The organism is Candidatus Woesearchaeota archaeon (genome assembly GCA_018675335.1).
In the GTDB taxonomy this organism is placed as follows: Archaea; Nanobdellota; Nanobdellia; order Woesearchaeales; family UBA11576; genus JABJCP01.
Genome location: JABGYH010000007.1, coordinates 370,567 through 392,382, shown reverse-complemented (window position 1 = coordinate 392,382; position 21,816 = coordinate 370,567). Strand labels below are relative to the sequence as shown.

Below are 21,816 nucleotides of genomic sequence, written 5' to 3'. Positions count from 1 at the left end.
TATATTATTTATTTATATGTTTTACTTTGGAGAACTTTAAAAATCAATTAAATTAAGCAAAGTATCTTATTTTTAACTTTAATAAGAGGAAGTAAATAAAAATATTATTTGAAATAATTTTTTTAAATTTTTTGAATAAATCCTCTTCTAGGTTCAAAAATATCTCCGGATCTTTTTAATTTTTCAATAACTTCGTCAACCTTATCAACATCAATGCCTTTTTCTTGTACTTCTTTTACTAATTCTTCTATAGGTATTGTTTTTCCAATTTTATTTTCAAGTTCATTAATTGATTCTTTTACTATTGCAATATTATTTCGAGCACTACTTGAAACGCCTGTTGTTAAAACATCAATATCAATTTTTCCAGTTTCCGGATCAACCCCTACTTGAACCATACAATAATGTAGTAATTCAATTGCTTTTTTTGCATCTTTACGAGTAACTTTTTCTGCAAGTCTACTTCTAGCACTAGCTTCAGCAAGCCTTACAAGTGCTTCTAATTGACGCGCAGTAATAGGAATTGATTTTACTCCTCCGTCCTCTCCACCTTTATTTCTTATTTCAACATAATATTTTTGTATTTCTTCGAGTGCTTCTTTGGTTAGTTCAGGTTTGCAGTATCGTCTAGAATAAGATAAATATTTTCTTAATTGGTCAGTATCAATTTCTGCTTTTCCTGCATCTTTATTTTTGTGTAAATTTAATATGAATGCTGCAAGTTTACTATCTTGATCGCGATCAGGTAGGTCCCTTACGGGAAATATTAAGTCAAATCTGCTGATAAGTGCAGGTGGCAAATTAATTTGTTTTGCAATTATTTCATAAGGATCAAATCTCCCCCATTTAGGATTCGCTGCTGCAAGTACGGTGGTTTCTGCACGAAGAGTTGCTTGAATGTTTGCTTTTGCAATGGTTACTGTTTGCTGCTCTAATGCTTCATGCATCGCACTTCGGTCTTCAGTACTCATTTTATCTAACTCGTCAATCATACAAAATCCTTTGTTTGCCAAAACTAGTGCTCCTGCTTCAAGAGCCCAGCCTCTCATAAATTCATCTTTAACTACTGCAGCAGTTAGTCCTGCTCCACTAGCTCCCTTACCACTAACATATCTACTTTTTGGAGCAACGAGTTGTGCTCTTTTAATTAACTGAGAATTATGAACCATAACTCCATTTGCTATGAAATTATGAACTTTGGGAATTTCTAAATCGTAAACGTATTTTTCTTCATTTTTTACTTCTTCTATTGATTCTATTTGATCCCAAAAAATATCTGCATTGCTAATTTGATCTAAAATAGCTAAATAATCATCAACAAGTCCAAATTTATTTTTGAGATTTTGATAAACTAAATTAATTTTTTTTAGATTGGTAAAACTTGGATTTCTATCCCCCCTTTCGTAATGTTGGTATGTTGTGCGAGAAATTCCAAAATCTTTTTGTGTTAAACCATAAGTATGTCTTAATACTATTAATAATTCTGATATGTTTGGCACTATATTTAAATTTGTGTTAAATTTTCCATTTAATTCAATTGATTTTTTTAAATCAGTTTGTTTTTTAGAACACCCAAATCCTATTGTTTTAGAGAATTGTTTAATATTTTCTCCACTAATTTTTAATCTATGATATTTTCTTTTAATTTTATTTATTGTATTTGTTGCATGTTTTAAACATTCAGAACTTTGAGTTGTTATCCCAAATCTTAATAAACACAATTTTAAATCAACAATTAAATTTTTACTTTTCGAACTAAACTCTATTTCTCGTTTATTTTTATTAACATAACCTTCACAGTCAAATAATGCAGAAATAAATTCCTTTAAAACAAAATCAGGGGATTTTTGGATGTATTTGCTAATTAACATATCTCCCGATCCTTTAGTTATATTTTTATCAATTTTTTCTAAACAATTAACTAGTTCTCTTGAGCAAAAATAGTATTCATAACTATTTGAATTTTGTTTTTTTCTTTTACTAACCTGTATTCCAAATAAATCATGAATTATGTGTTCGAAACGATTTAACAAATCAAAATCATTATTTGTGATGCTTACTAAGCCAGTTGTTTTTCTTTGTCTAACATATCCATCTCCAACTAGATAGCCTAACAACCTTGCAAACTTAACACCTATGTGTGTTGGTAAATTATATTTTGTTTTATGAAAAGATTTAACTTTTTCAAAATCAATTGGAACTTGTTGTAATTCTCCAAAAACATTCAAATTAGATGGTTGAGCTATATATTCTCCAATATTAAATTCTGCAGCAGTTTTAGAATTAATCAATCCGTGATTTGTAGTAAATAATGGATGTTGTTTAGTAAGTAAAAGTTCATTGCCTGTTTTTGTTTTAATTTTAAAAAGTTTTTCACTAATTTTTCTTTTCCAAAATCTTGAGGGGGCAATATCAAAACAATTTCCTGTATGATTAATTGAAAAAACATTTTCATTTATTTTTGATTCCACTATTTCTTTGATTGTTTTTATTTCTCCTGTTCCCATAACTAGTTTAGTATTACCCTCCAAACATTTTCCCGAACCAGGATCCCCTATTAGTAAAATGTGCATGTCTCCTCTAGTTCGAACACCATCTTTACGCGTTTTGTGTACTCCTCCGAGTATTTGTAGAACTATTGCTTCTTTTATTTTATCATGACCATAAATTGAAGGCGCAATTGAATTTGTTAATTTAAGTAATATTTTTGGATCGCGTGATAATTCTAAAATTTCTTTTTTTTCTTCATCAGTTATTTTTAGTTCGCCGTAATCTTCATCCATAGTTAATATGTGATTTACTTCAACCATCAAATCATACCTGATTAATTGACCGCCATCTCTTGCAGGTATTGGAACTTCTTTTAATTGGCCAACAACTTGTACTTTTGTTCCGGGATTGGTTTTTTTATCACTTAATGGGCAAACTAAATCATTTTTGAGAAATACGTCAATTCTTTTTGGTTGGCCACCATCAAGTTGTTCTGCTAATTCTTCTAATACTATTTTTTGTGCATCAACAAGTTCTTTGCTTAGAAGTCTGAATTTTCCTTTTCTTCCACAACCACACCTGGTAGGTTCTTTAAATTTTTGTTCTAGTTGAAGAACTGTAATTACATTTCCGCAGCTTGGACATTCAAATCGGGCGGAAGTTACTTGAGGACGAACATCTGATTTTTGTCTAACAGTTCCATCTAAAAAAATAAATTTTTCTAAATGTTCACTTCTTATAGCTCTTATTGCTATTTTTTGTGATAGCGGTAAATTAAAAAATCTTACATAGAAATTTTTAAAACTATCAGGTAAGTCAAATGATCTTATTGCAATTTCTGCTGTTTTTAGAATTTCTTCTGGTTGATCTAGTAATAATTGTGAAATTTCGGGATTAAATTTGGTTAATTCTAAGAAATCAACTACTAAATAGTTTTGCCCTATTCTTATTTTTTCTAGTATATCTGTTAAGTAATTCTTTTCAAAGAATTCTTCAAATATTCTTACTTGTTCTGATACATCCACTCAAATCACACCATCTTTTAAATAAACAATTTATTAATTGGTATTTTTAAACTTATGTTGAAAGCTAAAGCTATTTTAGTTCTATTTTAAATGTTTAAAAAGATTTTGGGTCGAGAATTGAAATTTATGATCAATTCTCGAATTATTTTAACGTTTTTCCCAAGTTTTTATTTTACTTTCTCTAAACTTTCGATTAAAGCATCTACTGACAGATTTACTTGTTCTTCACTTTTAGTTCCAGTACATACAATTTTTCCATTTGAGAATAATAGGAATGTCGCTTTAAAAGGTTTCATGCCTTTAGGTTCAACAGTTAGTTTGTATACTAATCCTGGAAACTGTTCTGGTTCGTATTCTGTGTTCTGTAGCTTCATTGCCAGAGTATTTAGATTAAGATCCATGCCAATAGCACCACTAGCAACCATATTTTGGATTGTAGCTTCTGGTTCTTCTTTAATTTTTACATTGATCTTTTCTAGGCTTTTAATTATCTGCTTTATGGATTTTTTTACATCTTCCATGTTTCTTGCGCCAGTACATACAATTTTACCACTGTTGAATATTAAAGCAGAGGTTTTAGGTTCCTTTATTCTTATAACTAAGCCTGGAAATTGCTCTGGATTATACTCTGTGTTAGAAAGTGTTGCTGCCATCTTCTCTAAAGGGATATCGTGCCCTAATGCAGCTGAAACAACTATATTTACAACTCTTATTTCTTTTTTACTCATTTTAAACCCCCATATGTTTATAAATGACTTTTAAACCTTATATAAATCAAAAGCCCCATTTCTTTATAAATATATCTACTCAGAAACATATAATTAAGAACCTATTTCTTGCGGTCACTAAACCCCCTTGATTTCCTGTGGAAACTTACGTTTTGACAGGGTTTTATGGTGTTTGAGTGCCTAAAATATTTTTAACGAGACTATTTTTGAGATAATCTTTTATATGTTTATTGTTTTTTAAATGTTTATATGTTGTTTGAAAAAGATTCAAAACAAATTATTTGTAAAAAAGTTAGGTTAAGAATAAGTTTAGTTTCAAAAATGATTGGTTTGATGTTCTCAAACAGAGCCCAAATTGAGGATACGGCTCATATTTTTATTTTCACAAAACCTATTTTTTTAAGTTTGCATATGTGGTTTGTTTTTTATCCTATTGATGTGTTATTTATTGATTCAAATAAAAAAATTGTTGATATTAAACAGAATTTTTTACCCTTTACATTTTATACTGCGCAAAAAAAGGCTAAGTTTTTTATTGAGGTTAAAAAAGGGTTAATCAAAAAGAAAAATTTGTTGATTGGGTCATCCGTCGAGTGGACGTGATTTTTTGAGGTTGAGTTAAATTGGAAAAAGTTAGATTGTTGGTTAAAGGAAAAGTTCAAGGTGTATCTTTTAGAGCGTTTACTAAGCAGTCTGCATCAATTTTAGGTTTGGCGGGGTTTGTTAAAAATTTAAGTTCGGGTGATGTAGAAATTATAGTTCATGGCAATCAAAATAAGATTTCTCAATTTATTTTGAAATTAAAAATGGGCTCATTGATGGCTAAAGTTGATTCTGTTGAAAAATTTGAGGATTTATCAAATCAAGAATTCAACTTTTTTGATATTAGATTTTAATGTGTGGTTCAATTTATGTTTTGTAGTTATTAGGTAAATTTGCTTCAAAATCAACATAAAATTTATTTGCTACTTAGAAATAGCAAAAATAGCGAAACCTTTAAATACTGGTTACACCTTCTAGATTTTTATTATATTAACTCTCAAACAAACTTGTAAAATTGGGTTTTTTGGGATAAAAAGGGGTTCTCAAAGATTTAAAACATTTTAACTGTTTTAAAATCATAATTTTGATAATTTTGAGGTGTTTAGATGGTTTTAAGCTAAACGCGAAGGTTATAGTGATTATTTGTGAAAAACAAACGGAAGGTGCCCAATAATGATTGTTCAAAAAGAATTTTTAAGCAAACTCAAAGACTTTGGTCTTAATACATATGAAAGCAAGCTTTGGACTGCTTTGTTATCTCGTGGTGTTTCTACAGCAGGAGAATTATCTGATATCGCTAATGTTCCAAGATCTAGATCTTATGATGTTTTAGAAAGTTTAGAACGAAAAGGATTTATTGTTATGAAACTTGGCAAGCCAATAAAATATGTTGCGGTTTCTCCTGATGAAGTTTTAGAGCGAGTTAAGAAAAAAGTTGAACAAGATGCTCAAAGCCATACAAGATTATTAGATGAGCTTAAAGCGAGCAATGTTTTAGATGAACTTCAAGATCTTCACAAACAAGGTATTGAACTTGTTGATCCAACCGATCTTTCTGGGGCACTTAAAGGTCGAGGAAATCTTTATAATCACGTTGAATCCATGGTTAAAAACGCATCCAGCACAGTTGATATTATGACTACAAGTGAAGGTCTTATCAGAAAAGCTGAATTTTTAAGATCAGCACTTCTAAAAGCAAAAGATAAAAATTTAAAAGTTAGAATCGCAGCACCATTATCCAAAGAAACAAAAAAAGCAGTTAAAGAACTTAATGGTTTAGCAGAAATCAAACATAATGAAAATATGCGAGCTAGATTTTGTTTAATTGATGGTAAGGAACTAACATTTATGTTACTTGATGATTCAGAGGTTCATCCAACATACGATACTGGTGTGTGGGTAAATACTCCTTTCTTCGGCGCGGCTTTAAAACAGTTATTTGACGGCGAATGGGGAAAATTAAACTCTGCAGATAAAGCATTAAAATAAGTTTTATCAATTTCAATTATTAAATATTTTAATTTTTTTCACTGATTTTCTATCACTATTTTCTTTTTTTAATTTATATTTTTATAAAAAATTTTATGTTACCTGTCTTCTATATTTGTCATTATTTATTGAGTAACATTTAAATAGTAGGACTCACTATTTTTCATTAATAATTATTGATTATTTTTAGTTTATTAAAAAAAAGAGGAGGTAATAAAATGGCAGGACTTGGTTTGGAAGGTGTTACTCTTGCAATTATTATAGGAACTTTATCAGCTATTGTTTATAGTTTAAGAATTCTAGTTCTTCTTGAAAGGCGCATTGCTAGGATGGATGAGAACTTAATTAAAATTGCAAATAGATTAGTCAGAGAAGAAGCAGCGGTTTTTAAGGAAGAGAAAAAGATTGAGAGCATGTTAAAATCAGCTACTAGATCTGGATCTAAGAAAAAAGCTGTTAAGAAGAAAAAATAAATTTTTTCTTTTCTTTATTATATTTTTAATATGTCAATTAGACACACATCATTTAAGCATGGATGGTTTTACCACTACCGCCTTAATGATCATAAAATAAATTCATTATGTAATTCTAATTTTCAAACACTTAAAAAATATTTGGATGTTGTTTTTCATGATTGTCCAGATCATTATTTTCACTCAGGTCCGAGGGGTTCATCTCTAAAATTCAATTTGAATATTGATCCAGTGGTAATTCAAGGTCATGAAGTAAGTTCTCTTGCAAAAATCGGACTTGATTCTGAGCGCTACAAAACTGCGCACAGTAATGTTCAAATTCATATGTTAGAACAAGATTCAACGACCATTGGAGTGGAAGTTCCAATTTGGTTATTATCTCACGAGCTCAAACAGTATAAATCTATTTTTGAAACTGACGAGCCATTAACTGGACATATCGATGTGTTGCGAGTAGAACCGGATGATAAAATTTGGGTTTGGGATTTTAAACCAAAAGCAACAAAAGAAAAATATGCCACGACTCAAACGTTTTTTTATGCATTGATGTTGTCTCGGCGAACAAATATTCCTCTTTCAGATTTTCGTTGTGGTTATTTTGATGAAAAAACTGCACATGTGTTTCAACCATCTCTTGATGTGTTTGATTCAAAAAAATCTTGTTTAACTACTTTTGACGTAAATGAAGTTAAACTCGATAATAAACTTAAACAAAAAATCCCTAAGGTAGTATCTTAACTGTCAAAAATATTTGTTTTAATTGATTAAATTAATTTACTTGATTTAATTAATTTTTTTTTGAATATTAATTTTTTTCATTGTTCAATTAATCAAAATTATTAAATAGTGCATTATCTATTGAGGTAATATTATGAGTTTTAAACAAATTGTTGGAGATATTAAATCTTTAAAAATTCAGGGAGCAACAAACGTCGCAACATCTGCAGTGTTAGCTATTAAAGAACTCATTAAAGAAAAGAAATCTGACTCAACAATTGAGTTAGCAAAATCTTTGAAAAAAGGAAAGTTATTATTATTCAAAAGTAGGCCGACGGAACCCATGATGCGAAACGCAATTAATTTTGTGTTGCAAGATATTGATAACCTCATTCACGAACCAAAAGTTCTTTTTGTGTCAAGTATTCACGATAAAATTCATGAAGCAATTCATTCTATTAAAGTTGGCGAAGAAAGATTAATTGAATTTGGAGCAAAAAAAATCAAAACAGGTTCTATTGTGTATACTCATTGTCATAGTAGTACTGTTGTGAATATTTTAATTAAAGCAAAAGAACAAGGTAAAACTTTTGAAGTTTACAATACCGAAACAAGACCGCGGTTTCAAGGAAGAATTACTGCGACTGATTTAGCAAAAGCAAAAATTCCAGTGACTCATTTTGTAGATAGTGCTGCAGCCATTGCTTTGAGTAAAGCAGATTTATTTTTGATGGGTGCTGATGCAATAACGTCTGAAGGTAATGTGTTTAATAAAGTTGGTAGTGGGATGATTGCAACTCTTGCGCATGCTTTAAGAGTTCCAGTTTATTCTTGTACTCATTCTTGGAAATTTGATCCATTAACTGTGTTTGGTTCTGATGAAACTGTTGAATTAAGAGATCCAAAAGAGATTTGGAGCGCACCTCCTAAAGGAGTCAAAGTATTAAATCCTGCATTTGAAATAGTTCTTCCTGAGTTAGTTGCAGGAGTCATAACTGAGCTGGGAGTTTTTAGATCTGATTCATTAATTGAAGAATTACGTCGAGAATATCCTTTTTTATTCTAGAATTATTTTTGTTGATACAAAGTCAGTTTAATTTAATGATTTATAACTTTTTTTAGATAAGAAATTACGCCTTTTTTAGGTTTTTTTAGTAATGATTTTTTTCGAATGTGTTTACTTTTTGTAGTTATTTTTGTAACTGCTTTTCTTTTAGTAATTTTTAGTTTTACGTCTTCGGAGTCAGTATCAGAATCATCTGCTTTTTTTTCTTTTGTTTTTTTCTTTACAGTTTTTTTGACTGCGGTAGTTTTTTTTACTGTTTTTTTCTTCACTACCTTTTTTTTAACTGCTTTTTTCTTCACGGTTTTCTTTTTTGGTTTTATTTCTTCTTCAGAATCATTATCTAAATCTTCTTCATCATCTTCCCATCCATCTTCATTTTCAACTTCTTTTTTCTTGACAGTCTTTTTTGAAGCACTCTTTTTTTGGGTGAAGGGTTTTGGTTTTTCTGCTTCTAATTCTTTTTCTAATAACTCTACTTCATCTTTTATTTCTTTAATTTTTGCTACATTATCTTGTTGTTCCATGAGTTCTCCACATTCAGGACATTTGAATCCAAAGTTCATTGATGTTTCAAAATCAAGTCTCATACAAGAATTTTTACAAATAAAGAAGTGACTGTCTTGTTCTCTATTAAGTCGATCCTTTAATCTGTCTACTTTTTGTTTTTTAAGAGTTATTGCTAAATGTTTAATTTGTTTTGTTCTAAAAGTCCAATAGTAAATATACCAACCTTTTTTTTTATCTTTTCTTCTTGTAAATGAAACTAAGTTCGCATGATATAATCTATATAGCATATTTCTTACAAAGTTTACTTCAAGTTCAAGATTTTCAGCTAGTTTAAACTCACTAACATTTTTTTTGTTTTTTATGAGTTTTATAAGTGGTAGAACATCTTGGCCCGCAACTTCAGTCACTACGTCTTCTATAAGTTTATTTGATAACTTCATGTTAATAACCAAATTCGAGCAATTTGTAGATTGTGCGCTCTGTTATTTTATTATTGTATGTTCAATCTCAACAGTTCCTTTTTAAACTTTTTGTTTTTAAAATTTGCTATTTTTTTGTTTTCAAAACAGTTTAAATAATATTTTGTGTGATTATTATTATTTTGTTATTTAATTTTTATATTATTTTGATTATAATTTTTATATTGCTGTTTTCAGATAATAAGATTTAAAAACCTTTTGGTGTTTTTACAGTTTTAGCGAAGATTAGTTGTTTTATAAAATCAATTTTTATTGAATTTAGGGTGGTTTTGCGCGCATTTTGCACTGCTAGTTTATATCAATTGAAAAGATTTATAAACCGCGCGCTTTTTTCGCAGATAAGTGATTTAAATGGTTAAACCTGGTCATAAGTCAAGAACATTGAGAAGAGTCATGAAAAAGACTCCTGGAAGCAATACAGTTATGCATTTCGAGAAACGAAAGCCTAACGCTGCTAAATGCGGTATTTGCGGTGATAATCTCAAAGGAGTGCCTCGAGAAAGGCCTTTTAAGATGAGAACTATGCCGAAATCTGTTAAGCGCCCTGAAAGGCCTTATGGTGGATGTTTGTGTTCCAAATGTACTCGAAGAGTTATCATTGGCAAGACCCGAGTTACAGAATAAATTAAATTCATACAGAATAAATTAAATTCATACAGAATAAATTAAAGTTAATGATCTTTATGCACGATTATTTGCGCTGCATATATTATATATTAGGTTTTAAAAATGATGGAAGTAGGACGATTATGTACTAAAATTGCAGGAAGAGACTCAGGTAAAGTTTGCGTTATTGTTGATATTATGGATTCTAACCATGTTCTTATTGATGGTGAGACTAGAAGACGTAAATGCAATATTATTCATTTAGATCCGCAAGCATCTACTATTGAACTTACACAAGGAGCAGATCATGCATTAGTTGTGGAAGAATTCAAAAAATTAGGTATTGAATTAACTGAAACTACTAAAAAAGAAGCTAAACCAAGACCTCGAAAAGTAAGGGGATCTGAAAAAGCTGAGTTAGTTGATAAATCAAAAAAAGGTAAGGCTGCTGCTAAAAAAGAAGACAAACCTAAAATTGAAGCAAAAGTAGAATCAAAAGAAGTTGCTGAAACTAAACTTGAGAAAGCTATTGATCAAGAATAATTCTTTTAATTTATTTTAACATTTTTTTTATTCTAGTTTTTAATCTATGAACTCATTCTAACTTAAAATTAGGCCTAGTAAACCATAGAAATATTTTTAAAAACTACCTCGATTAAACATAATATGCTGGCAAGTATTGAGACGCTAATTGCTAAGGTTTAATGATGGCATCACATAAAACAAAGAACAAAAAAAAGCTCGCTTTCAAAAGAAAAGAAATAAACAACCCGTTTAGACGAAAGAAGCGACATGAATTCTTATTAGATGAAATCTTAGCTTATTCTGTAAGTATGCGTTCAGTACTCAAATTTATCATTTATGCACTTATTTTTGTAATAATTATTGTGGGAAGTTTCTTTATTGGTAGAATTAGTGCTCAAAAAATGAGTTCGGATAACAACACTCAAATTACTGAATTAACAACTCAAATGGATTATGAACCTATCAACGCAAGTTTGAATTCATCAATCAATTCTACAAATAAGGCGAGTGTATCTGAAACTGTAAGTTCAAAAGATGATTTAATACCTGATAATAAAACCGCAACTGAAATTATTAATCAAACAGAACAGTTAGGAGTGCCAATAATTATTGAACCTAGCGAAAATGATGGTGCTGATAATAATTCTAGTATAGCTGATACTGCTGCGGCTAATAATATTAACAATTCCAATTCAACTATTTCCTCAACTAATCAAGATAATTTAACTGACCAAAACCCAACTGTTGGAGTTTCAACAGATGAATATACTGATGCTGATGAGTCTGCAAAATATGTGATCAGGGAATATCTTAAAGTCATAACCTATTTAGAAGATCACACATTTAATACTCGAGGAGAAGACTGGGGATCAATTGAAAATTTAGAATTAATAATAACTAATGGCGAAACATTTACGGTATATCCTCAAACAATAAAAATGAAAATATATGCTGCAAATGAAGTTCCGCCAAAATGGTTTGATGATGAAATAAATCTTGAAGACCAGAAAATAAAAATTACTAGTGGATCTATGAAAACTATAAACATAGAAACAAAAATAACAACTAGTGATTTAGAAGAAGACAAAAAATTACACATCGCATTCTTTGATGTTTATGATGAACTTATTTCTACAAAAGTTCAAACAATAAATTTGGCAGAGTAAAAACTCCTGATTTAAATTAAATAAATTTAGTAGGATTAATTCTTAATATTATTATTGGATTATTTTGTGATATTCTTCAAATAATTTACTAAGATTTAGTTCAAAGCAAGAAACAGGCATTTCAATTCCCCATTTTTCTAGGATTTCTGGATTTAATTCTCCAATATATCCTAGAGTAATGCTTTTTGTATCATCATCAGTTCCGGTTAAATTTGTTTTAAATTCGCAAGATATATTTGCGCTTCTTCCCCTAATTAGTGAATTGTGTTCGTTAGTGGTTGTTTCATAATTTAAATTAAGTCCTTCCATTAAACTACTCAATATTTGTTTAATCTTGGTGAAATCGCTATCTTGTCCACATAAACAAACTGATAAATGTTCATCTTCACGAACAAGTGTTTCTTGAGTATCATCATGTTTGAATACAACTCCCATCTCAAATAAATTTTGGGGGTATTCATGATGTTTATTTTCACTTAATACTCTTATGAGCGAAGGCAACATTTTTCTTCTTAAAACTGAATATTCTATTGTTAATGGATTTTTTAATTCTACTAAATTAACTTGATCTAGCATTTTTTCATTTTGTTCTTCTTTATTTGATAAGTGATAAGTATTTGTTTCAAGTAATCTTTGTCCGATAAGCATAATTGATAATTTTCTTTTGAATATCTCTATTGGTTCTTCTTCTCCAATTGTTCCAACTTGGGGTATTTCTTCACAAAAATTTTCATAACCAAATGCTATTGCAATATCTTCAACTAAATCCATGTGATGTAACATGTCTGCACGATAAGCTGGAATTAAAGCATAACTACGACCATCAGTTGATTTTTCCATTCCACACCCCATTTTAGCGAGTAATTTTTCGCATTCCTCGAGTGTTAAAGAAAGACCTAATAATTTATTGGTATAATCAAGATCAAATTTCATTTTTCGAGGAGTAAGATTTGGAGTTTTTTTTGTTTCGTCAGGATATTCTACATTCATGTTATGAATTGTTCCACCCATGTCTGAGAGTGCAGTTACAATTATGTTTAAACAAATTTGAAGTATGTTAAAGTCAAATCCGCTACATTCAATAAAAACATCAGTTGTGTTTTCAGTTACTTTTCCAGTTAAATGTGAGTTTATGATTGGGGGCATTGATAATACTTGATCATTTGCGTCAATAAAGAATGGAAACTTTTCTTTTCCTTCGAGTAAATGACCATATTCTCGTCCGGCAGGGTGTTGTGATAATATTTGCAGACCAGTCATTTCTCTTTGTGATTCTAGTGGTAAGAATTTAATTGTATTGGGTTCTGCAGCCATATATCTTATAGGAGTTTTTATTTTTTCCATAGGGTATATTCCTATTGCTCCTTTTTTTCTATTTCGACAAAATGTTACGTGAAGTTTTTCTTGTATTTGAACAATTTCTTTAATTTTCGCATCATCAAAGTTTAGTCCACGAACAATTGCACAGGTAGTATAAGGTCTAATATTTTTTACTGATTCAGAAACTATTACTCTTTCTGAACTATCTAAAACTTGGTATTGTTTAAGTCCAACATTAACACCAATAAATGCAGATAATGCGCGTCCAAATCCTTGTTCGGATAACATATCTGGTCGGTTAGGGAATACTTCCACATGGATTTCTCCATCTTCTATTTTTTCAAGATCCGTTCCAAGCATGCTTATTCTATCTTTTAATTCTTCTTCACTAAGTTCTTTTCCAATAAGTTTTTCAAAAACTTCTTTGTTAAGTGTTATGCTTGGCATTTTTTGTGTATCCTTTATTTTTTTATATTTTAAAAATTATGATTGCAATTTGTATTTCAAACTTACTTCATCCATTCTTTCATATCACGAAGTTTTTTAACATCATTTTTATACATGTGTCGTAGATCATTTAATTTATAAAAATCAACCATTTGTCTGTCAAGTCCTGGTCCCCATGCAAGTACGGGAATTGCTTCACCTAGTAATGGTTCAACAACTTCAGGTCGTAAAATTCCTGCACCGCCTAGCTCATACCATTGTTTGTGAACTGGATGAAATATATCAATTTCTGTTGACATTTCAGTATATGGGAAATATGCAGGTCTAAATCTTGCTTGAGGAAAACCTATTTTTTTCATAAATAATTTTAAGTATCCAAGCAAGTGTTTAAAATTGGCATCAGGATCAACGATAATTCCTTCGAATTGATTAAATTCAAATAAGTGTGACCAATCAAGAGTTTCATTTCTAAAACATTTTCCAACTGCGAAAAATTTAGCAGGAAAATCTGTTTTTTTGAGTGCTGCAAGTGTTTTTGCAGATAATACTGTTGTGTGAGTTCGTAAAACATTTTTTTTAGAATCATTAGAATTCCAATTATATTGCCAGCCTGTGGAGTCCATATCTCCTCCATGTTCGTGCATTGCTTTTATTTTAGCAACAAGTTCTGGACTTGGTAATTTTCCAAATTCTGGATTTTTAATAAAAAATGTATCTTGCATTTCTCTTACTGGATGATCTTGAGGTGTGAATAATGCATCAAAATTCCAAAATGAAGTATTAAGAATCGGTCCTTTCATTTCTTTGAATCCTAGTTCCACCCATACTCTTCGAGCATAGTCTACTGCTTGATTTACAAAGTGTCTTTTTCCGCGATATATTGTTGGAACATTTATTTTTACATCATATTTTCTAAATGTTTTTCCTTTCCAAGAACCATCTTTAAGCATTTTATGAGTGACTCGTTCTATTCGTTGCCCACTTCCTAAATTACTTAGGATATTTGGACTTTCTTTGATTTTTTGAGTTAGAGAATTTCCTAAGTCAGTTAATTGAATAGTTTTTGTTTTAATCTCAATTAGTTGAATTATTTGTTTACGTTTAATTAAATTATCATATGCAAATTTTTCTTCTGGTTCGAGTTTTTCTTCAATTAATTCTTGCTGGTTTACTTTTCTAAGAAATTGTTCTTCTAAACTTTCTTTTGTAAGTATTTTATGACCTTGGTCTGTGATTTTAAATTTTTTATCGACAACATCTATTGCTACTTTTTTTCGTAAAGTTCCAATGCATACATTGATTTCTTCTCTTTTAAGTCCTGTTTTTTGAGTGATTTCATCCAGTGTTAGTCCATCAACTGCGGGGACTAAACATTGCAAAAATCTTTTTTCTGGAAGGCCACGTTCAACATATTCAGGTCCATTTTCTGCGAGTTCTATTTTTTTAATAGATGTAGTTTCAAGTTTTAATACTTGTTTATTTCCAAGCCATTGTACTGCCCGCATAACTTCTATTTCAGAAAGATCTGTTTTTCCAACTAATTCTTTGAATGTTGGAGATTCAATTAATAGTGGGACTATTTTAATCTCTAATGGGTGTAATGTTTCGATTAATTCTAAAATTTCATTCCCTTCCATCTTTGTCTTGGTTGGAATGGTTATTTAAATATCTTATGCTAATATTACCAGATATTTTTCATAAAAATAATTAGAATAAAAAGAGCAATAAGAATATCTGTGTTTATTAATTAATTTTTAATAAAAGAATAAATTGAGAAAAAATAAAAAATTTAAGTTTTAATTGCCTTATTATTAGTTGAAGTTTATTTAACTACTTTCATGCTTTTCCATGAGAGATCAAATAAATTATCCAAAGCACTTGCAAAAAATGGTGTGTTAACCCATACTCCCACATCATATGTTGGGTGTACTTCTTGGTCATCCATTACCATAAATACAACTTCTTTTCCATCAACTACGCAGAATCGTCCTTTGTGACTTGTATGTCTTACTTCAGCAACTGAAGATATATCTTTTATAACTCCTGCACATTCTTTTGTAACTGGTGCAGCAATTCTAATTTTAACTCCTCGTTTATTGATCTTTTCAAAGACTGGTTTTAATCCTTCGATTTTTCTCATTAAACCTTGAGTTGTAGTCATTATAGTTACACTTTCTTCTGCATTTTTAATTGTTAATTCTAGATGATTATATAGATTATGTCTTCCTTTCAAACTTCCACTTAAGTCTGATGGTTCAACAAGTTCGATACCTTGAGAGTGTAGTGTGTTTAATTCTCCTAATACTTCAGTGCCCTTTAGACCATCTAATCTTTTTACTTTTTCATCTGCATGAAATTTCATATTTTTCTTAACTCTTTCTACTACTTCTTCTGGTGCTACTGCAATATATTTTATTGGCTTGCCGAGTTTTGTTACTGCAAATCCTTTTTTTTCTAGACTTTCTAAAACATCGTAAGATCTAGATCTTGGAACATTTGCAATATCTGATAATTCTCCTGCTGTAGAAACACCGCGAGATAACAACGCAGTCCAGATTTTAACTTCGTATAGATTGAGTGAGAAATAACGCCTTAATTTGCTTAGAAATTCTTCTTTTACAATCATGTTTGTAACCTCCCCCTTTTTTAACTTTTTTTTTAAAAATTTGTTACTTATTAGAACGGTATAACAAAGTACTACTTAATATATGTTACGTTTTTTTACTTCTGTAACAGTGTAGTAATTACGGTTTATATATTTTTGCTTAACGCAAACACTCTTAATTTGGCAGTTATTTATATATTTAGAATTATTTTTTTTATTTTCTCGACGACAAATATCTGTCACTTATGGATGTTATTTATTTATGCATTGTTAAACTAAGTTCATATTTTATTTTATTGCAGTTACAAAACATTGATAAACTCAAATGAATGTTGGGGGTTTTAATGGTTTTTTTTGATTTGTTTTGGCATTATTTTTTCTAAAGTTTGTTCAAATTTTTTCTAATTCAAGGGTATTTTGTTAAAATCCAATTCAAATTTTGTTTAAATTCTATTTATATTAAATTCACTCATAATTTATTTTTTTGTTCTGTTTTGGACAAACTTTGGATTAGGTGAAGTCGCCATTATTTTGCTGGTTTGATTAAGTTTTATGGCGCGGGCCAACATTGTTTAATTTAAATAACTTTAAATACTTTTTATCTATTAATATGTTTATAGTATTGTGGTTAGAGTATATATTACTTAATTACACATTATCAAAACTCAATATTTAAGAAACTAACAAGAGTTTTAACTCAAGTAGGGTAAGTTTTAAAAAATGGTTTTTGAATCAAAAAAAAAGAAGTATCATAATTTTGATAGTCATAAAAATAATAAGGGTAATAAGAACAAAACTACTTCCTCTAAAGAAGTATCTGACAATTCACAACCAAGTTTTAATTCATTTGAAGAAGTAAGTTTCACCCAATTAAATCTGGCTAAAAATTTAACATACATCTTAGATGACCTTGTTCAAGTTTTTTCTAAAGAAGAGTTAAGAAAAGAAGTAAATATCCTGGTTGTTAAAAAAGATGTTATTAACCATTTATCTGATTTTAAAACTGCGCTTGAATCAGAAAAAAATATTTTGATTAGTCACAATTGCAAACCTTCTTTTTTGAGTGTGGGGGGAGTTTCGTTAAGAAAAATTAATAGAATACTAAACGTTCACCTACCCAAATTAGATTTGATTTTTCATACGCATGCGTTTAGAGATTTAAATCAATTAAAAAAAGCAGCGCAGATAATGCATACAATTACATTTATTTGCATTCAAAAAGAAAAAGATTTATCAGTAAAAAGAAAATTTATATCATTTAAATTAATGTTTAAACGTTTATTGTTAAAAATTATTCGTTAATTATAAATTTTAATTTTATACAATTTATTATTATTCGCGTTTTATTGGTTTTAACAAAATGGATTTATTAAGTACAGCACAAACGGGCATGAATGGGTGGGTTGGACCTTCAGGTAAATTAATGAGTTATATTAGTAAGCTTGGAGAATATAGTTCGATTCTTTATGTGATTATGTTCTTTTGTGTGTTAATGATTTTTATGACTGCAAAATCTGAAGATAAAAAAGGATTGGCAGCATACTTAGCTCTTCTTTTTATTTGTGTTGCTATTCGTTTTGGAATGGATTTAAATTATGCATCAATTGGTATTATGCTTATGTTATCAGTTGTTCTTGTATTCAAAGTTAAGAAAGGCAATTCGAAAGGAGTTTTACCAATTATTCTTGTTATTTGGTTTTTGTCTACTTTAGTTTCAATTAATTATTGGATGTTTGCAGGATTATTTCTTGGAGCAGTGGGCGTTATGTTGTTTTCTATGAAAAGAAATCATGATAAAAAATATGGTACTGGACAAGAACGACATTTAATGAGTGAAGAAGGTTTTAGTCCTAGAAAAACTTTGCGGCTAGAAAAACCTTTAGAGAAAATTGGTGCTACAATTAAAGGTTCAAAAGACAAAGTTGTTGCAGGAGCAAAAAAAGTTACTGCACTTCTTGCAAGACGCGAAGCAGAAAATTTAGAACTTTTAACTCATGAAGAAGCAATGGCTGCAGGTGCTAAAAAAATTGGACAAACGTTAGATTCTCTAGAACAAGGAGAAATTAGTCTTGAACAAAAAGATCATCAAATATTAAATGTTCTCGAACAAAAAGCAAAATGGATTGATAATCAATTAGCGCACGTTGGTGCCGAAGCTTTAGATGAAGAACGTGCAAAACCACTTCTTGCATTTGCAAAACAAATGTTAAAAGATTTTGCTGTATTAATTGAAAATAGGCGTAAGGGTGAGCATTATCGTGAAAAAGCACTTAAAATTATTGATGGAGTATTAGATATAGTAGTTCATGCCGCAGAAGAATGTCGGATGCTAAAAGAACCTATGAGTCATTTTAAACATATTAAAGCTGCAACTGCAACAGAATTAATGAGAATTAAGGGTGAATTAGTAGAGGAACGAAAAAAATTAGAACATATTACTGCGAAAACTCATGATGCGAAACAAGAATTAGGTGGAGTTCACAGAAGAATTGAATTTCTCAAACAAGAAGAACATAAATTAGATCAAATTAGAAGTAAACTTGATTTGGTAATGCGACAATTAGAAGATGTTTGGAGAAAACATAATAAACAAATTAAAAGAATAGAAGCTGCAGAAAAAGATATTAAGAGTATAAAAAATAGTTTTAGAAGTTACACTCCTAAATTTAGAAATCAAGATAAAAAACTTGAAGCAAATTACAAAGTCTTTAAAGGTAAAGTGAAAGATTTTGAAAATGAAATTCCTGATGCAATTCTTGTTGAAGCTACAGATTATTTGGGAATTATTCTAGATCGAATTTCAACAATTCTTCATTTAGCATTAGATTTAAACAAAAATAAAATTACTCCAATTATTGAAGGAAGTACAAAAATTGTTCATGAAGTTTTTTATCTTTCCAGGGCATCGCGATTTTTAGACGAAGCATATGGGCATTTAGCTTTGGCTTATTCTGAAATTACTCAAACAGGTGCGCTTATAACTCAAAATAAGGAATATAAAGAAGAATTAGATAAAGTATTTCGACAACAACAGTTTGAAGCAAAAGAGGCTCAAGTTGCACAACGAAAAACTGTGGGAGTTCAATTTAAAGTTAAGCACGCATATGGATTTTTAAAAAAATCTGTTGAAGAAGTTAAAACTCATGTTAAAAGTCTTGAAAGAGATGTTGCAGAAACTGATAAAGCGAAGAGTTATACTGTTAAAAAAGTTCACGATGCTTTTAATAAAACAATTAAGGCTGAAATTAAAAAGAGTAAAGAAGTGTTAGCTCAAGAGAAAAAAGCAAAAGCTGATGCAGAACAAGCACGTACTGCTGCTCAGAAGGCAAAAGCTCAAGTTCTTCAAGCTCGTCACGCAGCATAATTTCTGCCAGTAAAATAATATTATTCCTTGTATCAATAATAAAAAAGGTGAATTTATGGATTTTCTTAAAAAAATAAAAAACAAAGCATCTAAAAATCCTGCAAAGATTGTTTTTCCCGAGTCTACTGAACCAAGAACGCTTAGCGCAATTCAAAAAATTATAAAACTTAATTATGCAAAGCCAGTTCTTCTTTGTTCAGAAAAAAAATTAGCTCAAGCTCTTAAAAAAAATAAGTTACCTAACTCTTTAATTAAAAAAGTGATTCTTGTTGATTATCTTAGTTCTTCAAAACAAGCCCAAATTCAATTTAATAAACATGTTAAATTTTTATTCAAATTAAGAAAAAAGAAAGGACTTACAATTGAGCAAGCAAACATTCTTCTTAAAGATCCGATTTATTTTGCAACAACAATGGTTAAAATGGGTTTTGCAGAAGCTCTAATTAGTGGTGCAACAAACACGACGGCTCACACTATTCGTCCTGCATTACAAATAATAAAAACTAAAGAAAGGTTTCATAGAGTTAGTGGTCTTTTTTTAATGGAACTTCAAGATAGGCTTATTTTATTTGCCGATTGTGCAGTAAACATAAACCCTGACGCAAAAACATTAGCCGAGATTGCAATTGATAGTTGGAATTCAGCAAAAGATTTAGGGCTAAATCCTAAGATTGCATTATTATCTTTCTCAACTCATGGAAGTGCAAATTATGATGAATTAGCAAAAATTCAAAAAGCAATTAAGATTGTCAATAAAAAACATCCTAAAATAAAAATTGATGGAGATCTTCAAGTGGATGCAGCATTAGTTCCCTCAGTTCAAAAACTTAAAGCACCATTGTCTCCTCTAAAAGGTAATGCAAATGTTTTAATTTTTCCAAATTTGTATGCAGGTAATATTTCATATAAGCTTGTTGAACGTCTAGCTCATGCCAAAGCTATTGGACCGTTTCTTCAAGGACTCTCAATGCCGGTTAATGATTTAAGTAGGGGCTGTAGTGTTAATGATATTGTGGAGCTAGCAGCATTAACATCAGTTCAAGTGCTGGAATTAAAAAATTCAAAAAATAAATCAAATAAAAACATCAAAAAAATTAAACAAAAAAATTAAATGAAGACTCCAATAAAAAAATGAATAAAACTAAAATAAAAAACATTTTAATTCTTAACTTAGGGTCATCGTCAATAAAATATGCATTATTTATTGAAGGCAAACAAGTTAATAAAGGATTAATTGAAAGAGTTATTAATTTTAAAAAAGAACTTCTAAATCTTATAAAAATAATTAATAAAGATTTTAATTGCAAGATTCATGCAATAGGTCATCGTGTTGTTCATGGCGGAGATATTAAAGAATCAAAAAAAATAACTGCGGCAGTTGTTAAAAAGTTAGAAAAAATATCTGTGTTGGCACCTCTTCATGATATTCCTGAAATTGAGGGGATTAAAACTTGTTTAGAATTATTTAAAATTCCGCAAGTAGCAATTTTTGATACTGCATTTCATGCGTCAATTCCCCCTAAAGCATTTACATATGCGCTTCCAAAACTTCTTTGTAAGCAAAATAAAATTCGCAGATATGGTTTTCATGGGGAAAGTCATAATTATGTATCAGGAGTTGCTGCAAAACTTTTAAAAAAGCCAATTTCTCGTTTGAAAATTATTTCTTGTCATCTGGGCAATGGTTCTAGTGTTTGCGCAATTAAAAATGGCAAGAGTGTTGACACCTCAATGGGTTTTACTCCTCTTGAAGGTTTAGTTATGGGTACTAGATCAGGAGATTTAGATCCTGCAATCATATTATTTCTTCAAGATCAAAAAAATATGTCTTCAAAACAAATAAATCAATTACTTAATTGCCAAAGTGGTTTGAAAGGTATTTGCGGTTCTAGTGATATGAGAGATATTCACACGCAAATCAAAAAAGATTCATCTAAATCTAAAAAATCAGAAATATCTGATGCAAAACTAGCAGAAGAGGTTTTTTGTTATAGAGTTGCAAAATATATTGGGTCGTATGTTGCGACGTTAAATGGCGTCGATGCAATTCTTTTTACTGCAGGAATTGGCGAGCATGCTTGGTGGATAAGAAAAAATATTCTTAGTTATTTCAAATATTTGGGTGTTGATATTGATATTAATCTTAACAAAAAAAATAATATTAAAATATCTTCAAAAAAGTCCAAAGTTTCAGTTTTTGTAATTCCCACCAATGAAGAAAAAATGATGTATTTAGAAGTAATTAATGTTTTAAAATAAATGAAGTG

The 21,816-nt window shown here is 29.7% G+C and carries 19 protein-coding genes; 13 read left to right on the top strand and 6 right to left on the bottom strand.

Annotation, left to right across the window (positions count from 1 at the left end; translation table 11 throughout):
* Positions 1–122 precede the first annotated feature (122 nt).
* Positions 123–3,515 carry a helix-turn-helix domain-containing protein gene (locus HN587_06240; GenBank protein MBT7903434.1) on the bottom strand — a complete coding sequence of 1,131 codons (3,393 nt, stop codon included), beginning with the start codon at positions 3,513–3,515 and terminating at the stop codon, positions 123–125.
* Between the two features lie 167 nt (positions 3,516–3,682).
* On the bottom strand, positions 3,683–4,243 hold the full coding sequence (locus tag HN587_06235) for a TATA-box-binding protein (protein ID MBT7903433.1): 561 nt from the start codon (positions 4,241–4,243) through the stop codon (positions 3,683–3,685).
* Between the two features lie 249 nt (positions 4,244–4,492).
* On the opposite strand from HN587_06235, the gene HN587_06230 reads away from it, so the two are divergent.
* From HN587_06230 to HN587_06205, 6 genes are all read left to right on the top strand, one after another.
* Entirely contained in the window at positions 4,493–4,846 is a 354-nt protein-coding gene (locus HN587_06230; protein MBT7903432.1) for a DUF192 domain-containing protein, read from the top strand.
* Positions 4,847–4,866: 20 nt separating this feature from the next.
* Entirely contained in the window at positions 4,867–5,139 is a 273-nt protein-coding gene (locus tag HN587_06225; GenBank protein MBT7903431.1) for an acylphosphatase, read from the top strand.
* Positions 5,140–5,458: 319 nt separating this feature from the next.
* Positions 5,459–6,274, top strand: a complete 816-nt coding sequence (locus tag HN587_06220; GenBank protein ID MBT7903430.1) for a TrmB family transcriptional regulator — start codon at positions 5,459–5,461, stop codon at positions 6,272–6,274.
* A 218-nt stretch (positions 6,275–6,492) separates the two neighbouring features.
* Complete coding sequence (locus HN587_06215) at positions 6,493–6,747, top strand: hypothetical protein (GenBank protein ID MBT7903429.1); 255 nt, start codon at positions 6,493–6,495, stop codon at positions 6,745–6,747.
* A 30-nt stretch (positions 6,748–6,777) separates the two neighbouring features.
* On the top strand, positions 6,778–7,485 hold the full coding sequence (locus HN587_06210; GenBank protein MBT7903428.1) for a hypothetical protein: 708 nt from the start codon (positions 6,778–6,780) through the stop codon (positions 7,483–7,485).
* A 133-nt stretch (positions 7,486–7,618) separates the two neighbouring features.
* Positions 7,619–8,530: a translation initiation factor eIF-2B gene (locus tag HN587_06205; GenBank protein ID MBT7903427.1), complete on the top strand. Its 912-nt coding sequence runs from the start codon at positions 7,619–7,621 to the stop codon at positions 8,528–8,530.
* Positions 8,531–8,562: 32 nt separating this feature from the next.
* Here the strand turns inward: HN587_06205 and HN587_06200 are convergent, their stop codons facing one another.
* Positions 8,563–9,477: a hypothetical protein gene (locus HN587_06200; GenBank protein ID MBT7903426.1), complete on the bottom strand. Its 915-nt coding sequence runs from the start codon at positions 9,475–9,477 to the stop codon at positions 8,563–8,565.
* Between the two features lie 390 nt (positions 9,478–9,867).
* On the opposite strand from HN587_06200, the gene HN587_06195 reads away from it, so the two are divergent.
* The 3 genes from HN587_06195 to HN587_06185 all read left to right on the top strand — a co-directional run bounded on the left by HN587_06195 (position 9,868) and on the right by HN587_06185 (position 11,813).
* The gene (locus tag HN587_06195) at positions 9,868–10,140 is read left to right on the top strand and encodes a 50S ribosomal protein L34e (protein ID MBT7903425.1); all 273 of its coding nucleotides are present in this window, start codon (positions 9,868–9,870) and stop codon (positions 10,138–10,140) included.
* 105 nt (positions 10,141–10,245) lie between these two features.
* The gene (locus HN587_06190) at positions 10,246–10,665 is read left to right on the top strand and encodes a 50S ribosomal protein L14e (GenBank protein MBT7903424.1); all 420 of its coding nucleotides are present in this window, start codon (positions 10,246–10,248) and stop codon (positions 10,663–10,665) included.
* Between the two features lie 164 nt (positions 10,666–10,829).
* Complete coding sequence (locus HN587_06185; protein MBT7903423.1) at positions 10,830–11,813, top strand: hypothetical protein; 984 nt, start codon at positions 10,830–10,832, stop codon at positions 11,811–11,813.
* 51 nt (positions 11,814–11,864) lie between these two features.
* Here HN587_06185 and HN587_06180 read toward each other — a convergent pair whose 3' ends face one another.
* From HN587_06180 to HN587_06170, 3 genes are all read right to left on the bottom strand, one after another.
* Positions 11,865–13,580 (bottom strand): phenylalanine--tRNA ligase subunit beta, encoded by a 1,716-nt coding sequence (locus tag HN587_06180; protein ID MBT7903422.1) that lies wholly within the window; start codon positions 13,578–13,580, stop codon positions 11,865–11,867.
* Between the two features lie 62 nt (positions 13,581–13,642).
* On the bottom strand, positions 13,643–15,217 hold the full coding sequence (locus HN587_06175) for a phenylalanine--tRNA ligase subunit alpha (GenBank protein ID MBT7903421.1): 1,575 nt from the start codon (positions 15,215–15,217) through the stop codon (positions 13,643–13,645).
* Between the two features lie 185 nt (positions 15,218–15,402).
* Positions 15,403–16,206, bottom strand: coding sequence for a TrmB family transcriptional regulator (locus tag HN587_06170; protein MBT7903420.1), 804 nt, complete (start codon positions 16,204–16,206; stop codon positions 15,403–15,405).
* 699 nt (positions 16,207–16,905) lie between these two features.
* Here HN587_06170 and HN587_06165 point away from each other — a divergent pair.
* The 4 genes from HN587_06165 to HN587_06150 are packed head-to-tail and all read left to right on the top strand — an operon-like array spanning position 16,906 to position 21,808.
* Positions 16,906–17,487: a hypothetical protein gene (locus tag HN587_06165; protein MBT7903419.1), complete on the top strand. Its 582-nt coding sequence runs from the start codon at positions 16,906–16,908 to the stop codon at positions 17,485–17,487.
* A 58-nt stretch (positions 17,488–17,545) separates the two neighbouring features.
* Positions 17,546–19,549, top strand: a complete 2,004-nt coding sequence (locus tag HN587_06160) for a hypothetical protein (protein ID MBT7903418.1) — start codon at positions 17,546–17,548, stop codon at positions 19,547–19,549.
* Between the two features lie 55 nt (positions 19,550–19,604).
* Positions 19,605–20,660: a phosphate acetyltransferase gene (gene pta, locus HN587_06155; protein ID MBT7903417.1), complete on the top strand. Its 1,056-nt coding sequence runs from the start codon at positions 19,605–19,607 to the stop codon at positions 20,658–20,660.
* 20 nt (positions 20,661–20,680) lie between these two features.
* Positions 20,681–21,808 carry an acetate/propionate family kinase gene (locus HN587_06150; protein ID MBT7903416.1) on the top strand — a complete coding sequence of 376 codons (1,128 nt, stop codon included), beginning with the start codon at positions 20,681–20,683 and terminating at the stop codon, positions 21,806–21,808.
* Positions 21,809–21,816 lie beyond the last annotated feature (8 nt).

Coding starts and splice junctions, on each gene's coding strand:
- HN587_06235 (MBT7903433.1), bottom strand. CDS start 4,243: ATGAGTAAAAAAGAAATAAGAGTTGTAAATATAGTTGTTTCAGCTGCA.
- HN587_06230 (MBT7903432.1), top strand. CDS start 4,493: ATGTTGTTTGAAAAAGATTCAAAACAAATTATTTGTAAAAAAGTTAGG.
- HN587_06220 (MBT7903430.1), top strand. CDS start 5,459: ATGATTGTTCAAAAAGAATTTTTAAGCAAACTCAAAGACTTTGGTCTT.
- HN587_06215 (MBT7903429.1), top strand. CDS start 6,493: ATGGCAGGACTTGGTTTGGAAGGTGTTACTCTTGCAATTATTATAGGA.
- HN587_06210 (MBT7903428.1), top strand. CDS start 6,778: ATGTCAATTAGACACACATCATTTAAGCATGGATGGTTTTACCACTAC.
- HN587_06205 (MBT7903427.1), top strand. CDS start 7,619: ATGAGTTTTAAACAAATTGTTGGAGATATTAAATCTTTAAAAATTCAG.
- HN587_06200 (MBT7903426.1), bottom strand. CDS start 9,477: ATGAAGTTATCAAATAAACTTATAGAAGACGTAGTGACTGAAGTTGCG.
- HN587_06195 (MBT7903425.1), top strand. CDS start 9,868: ATGGTTAAACCTGGTCATAAGTCAAGAACATTGAGAAGAGTCATGAAA.
- HN587_06190 (MBT7903424.1), top strand. CDS start 10,246: ATGATGGAAGTAGGACGATTATGTACTAAAATTGCAGGAAGAGACTCA.
- HN587_06185 (MBT7903423.1), top strand. CDS start 10,830: ATGGCATCACATAAAACAAAGAACAAAAAAAAGCTCGCTTTCAAAAGA.
- HN587_06180 (MBT7903422.1), bottom strand. CDS start 13,580: ATGCCAAGCATAACACTTAACAAAGAAGTTTTTGAAAAACTTATTGGA.
- HN587_06175 (MBT7903421.1), bottom strand. CDS start 15,217: ATGGAAGGGAATGAAATTTTAGAATTAATCGAAACATTACACCCATTA.
- HN587_06170 (MBT7903420.1), bottom strand. CDS start 16,206: ATGATTGTAAAAGAAGAATTTCTAAGCAAATTAAGGCGTTATTTCTCA.
- HN587_06165 (MBT7903419.1), top strand. CDS start 16,906: ATGGTTTTTGAATCAAAAAAAAAGAAGTATCATAATTTTGATAGTCAT.
- HN587_06160 (MBT7903418.1), top strand. CDS start 17,546: ATGGATTTATTAAGTACAGCACAAACGGGCATGAATGGGTGGGTTGGA.
- pta (MBT7903417.1), top strand. CDS start 19,605: ATGGATTTTCTTAAAAAAATAAAAAACAAAGCATCTAAAAATCCTGCA.
- HN587_06150 (MBT7903416.1), top strand. CDS start 20,681: ATGAATAAAACTAAAATAAAAAACATTTTAATTCTTAACTTAGGGTCA.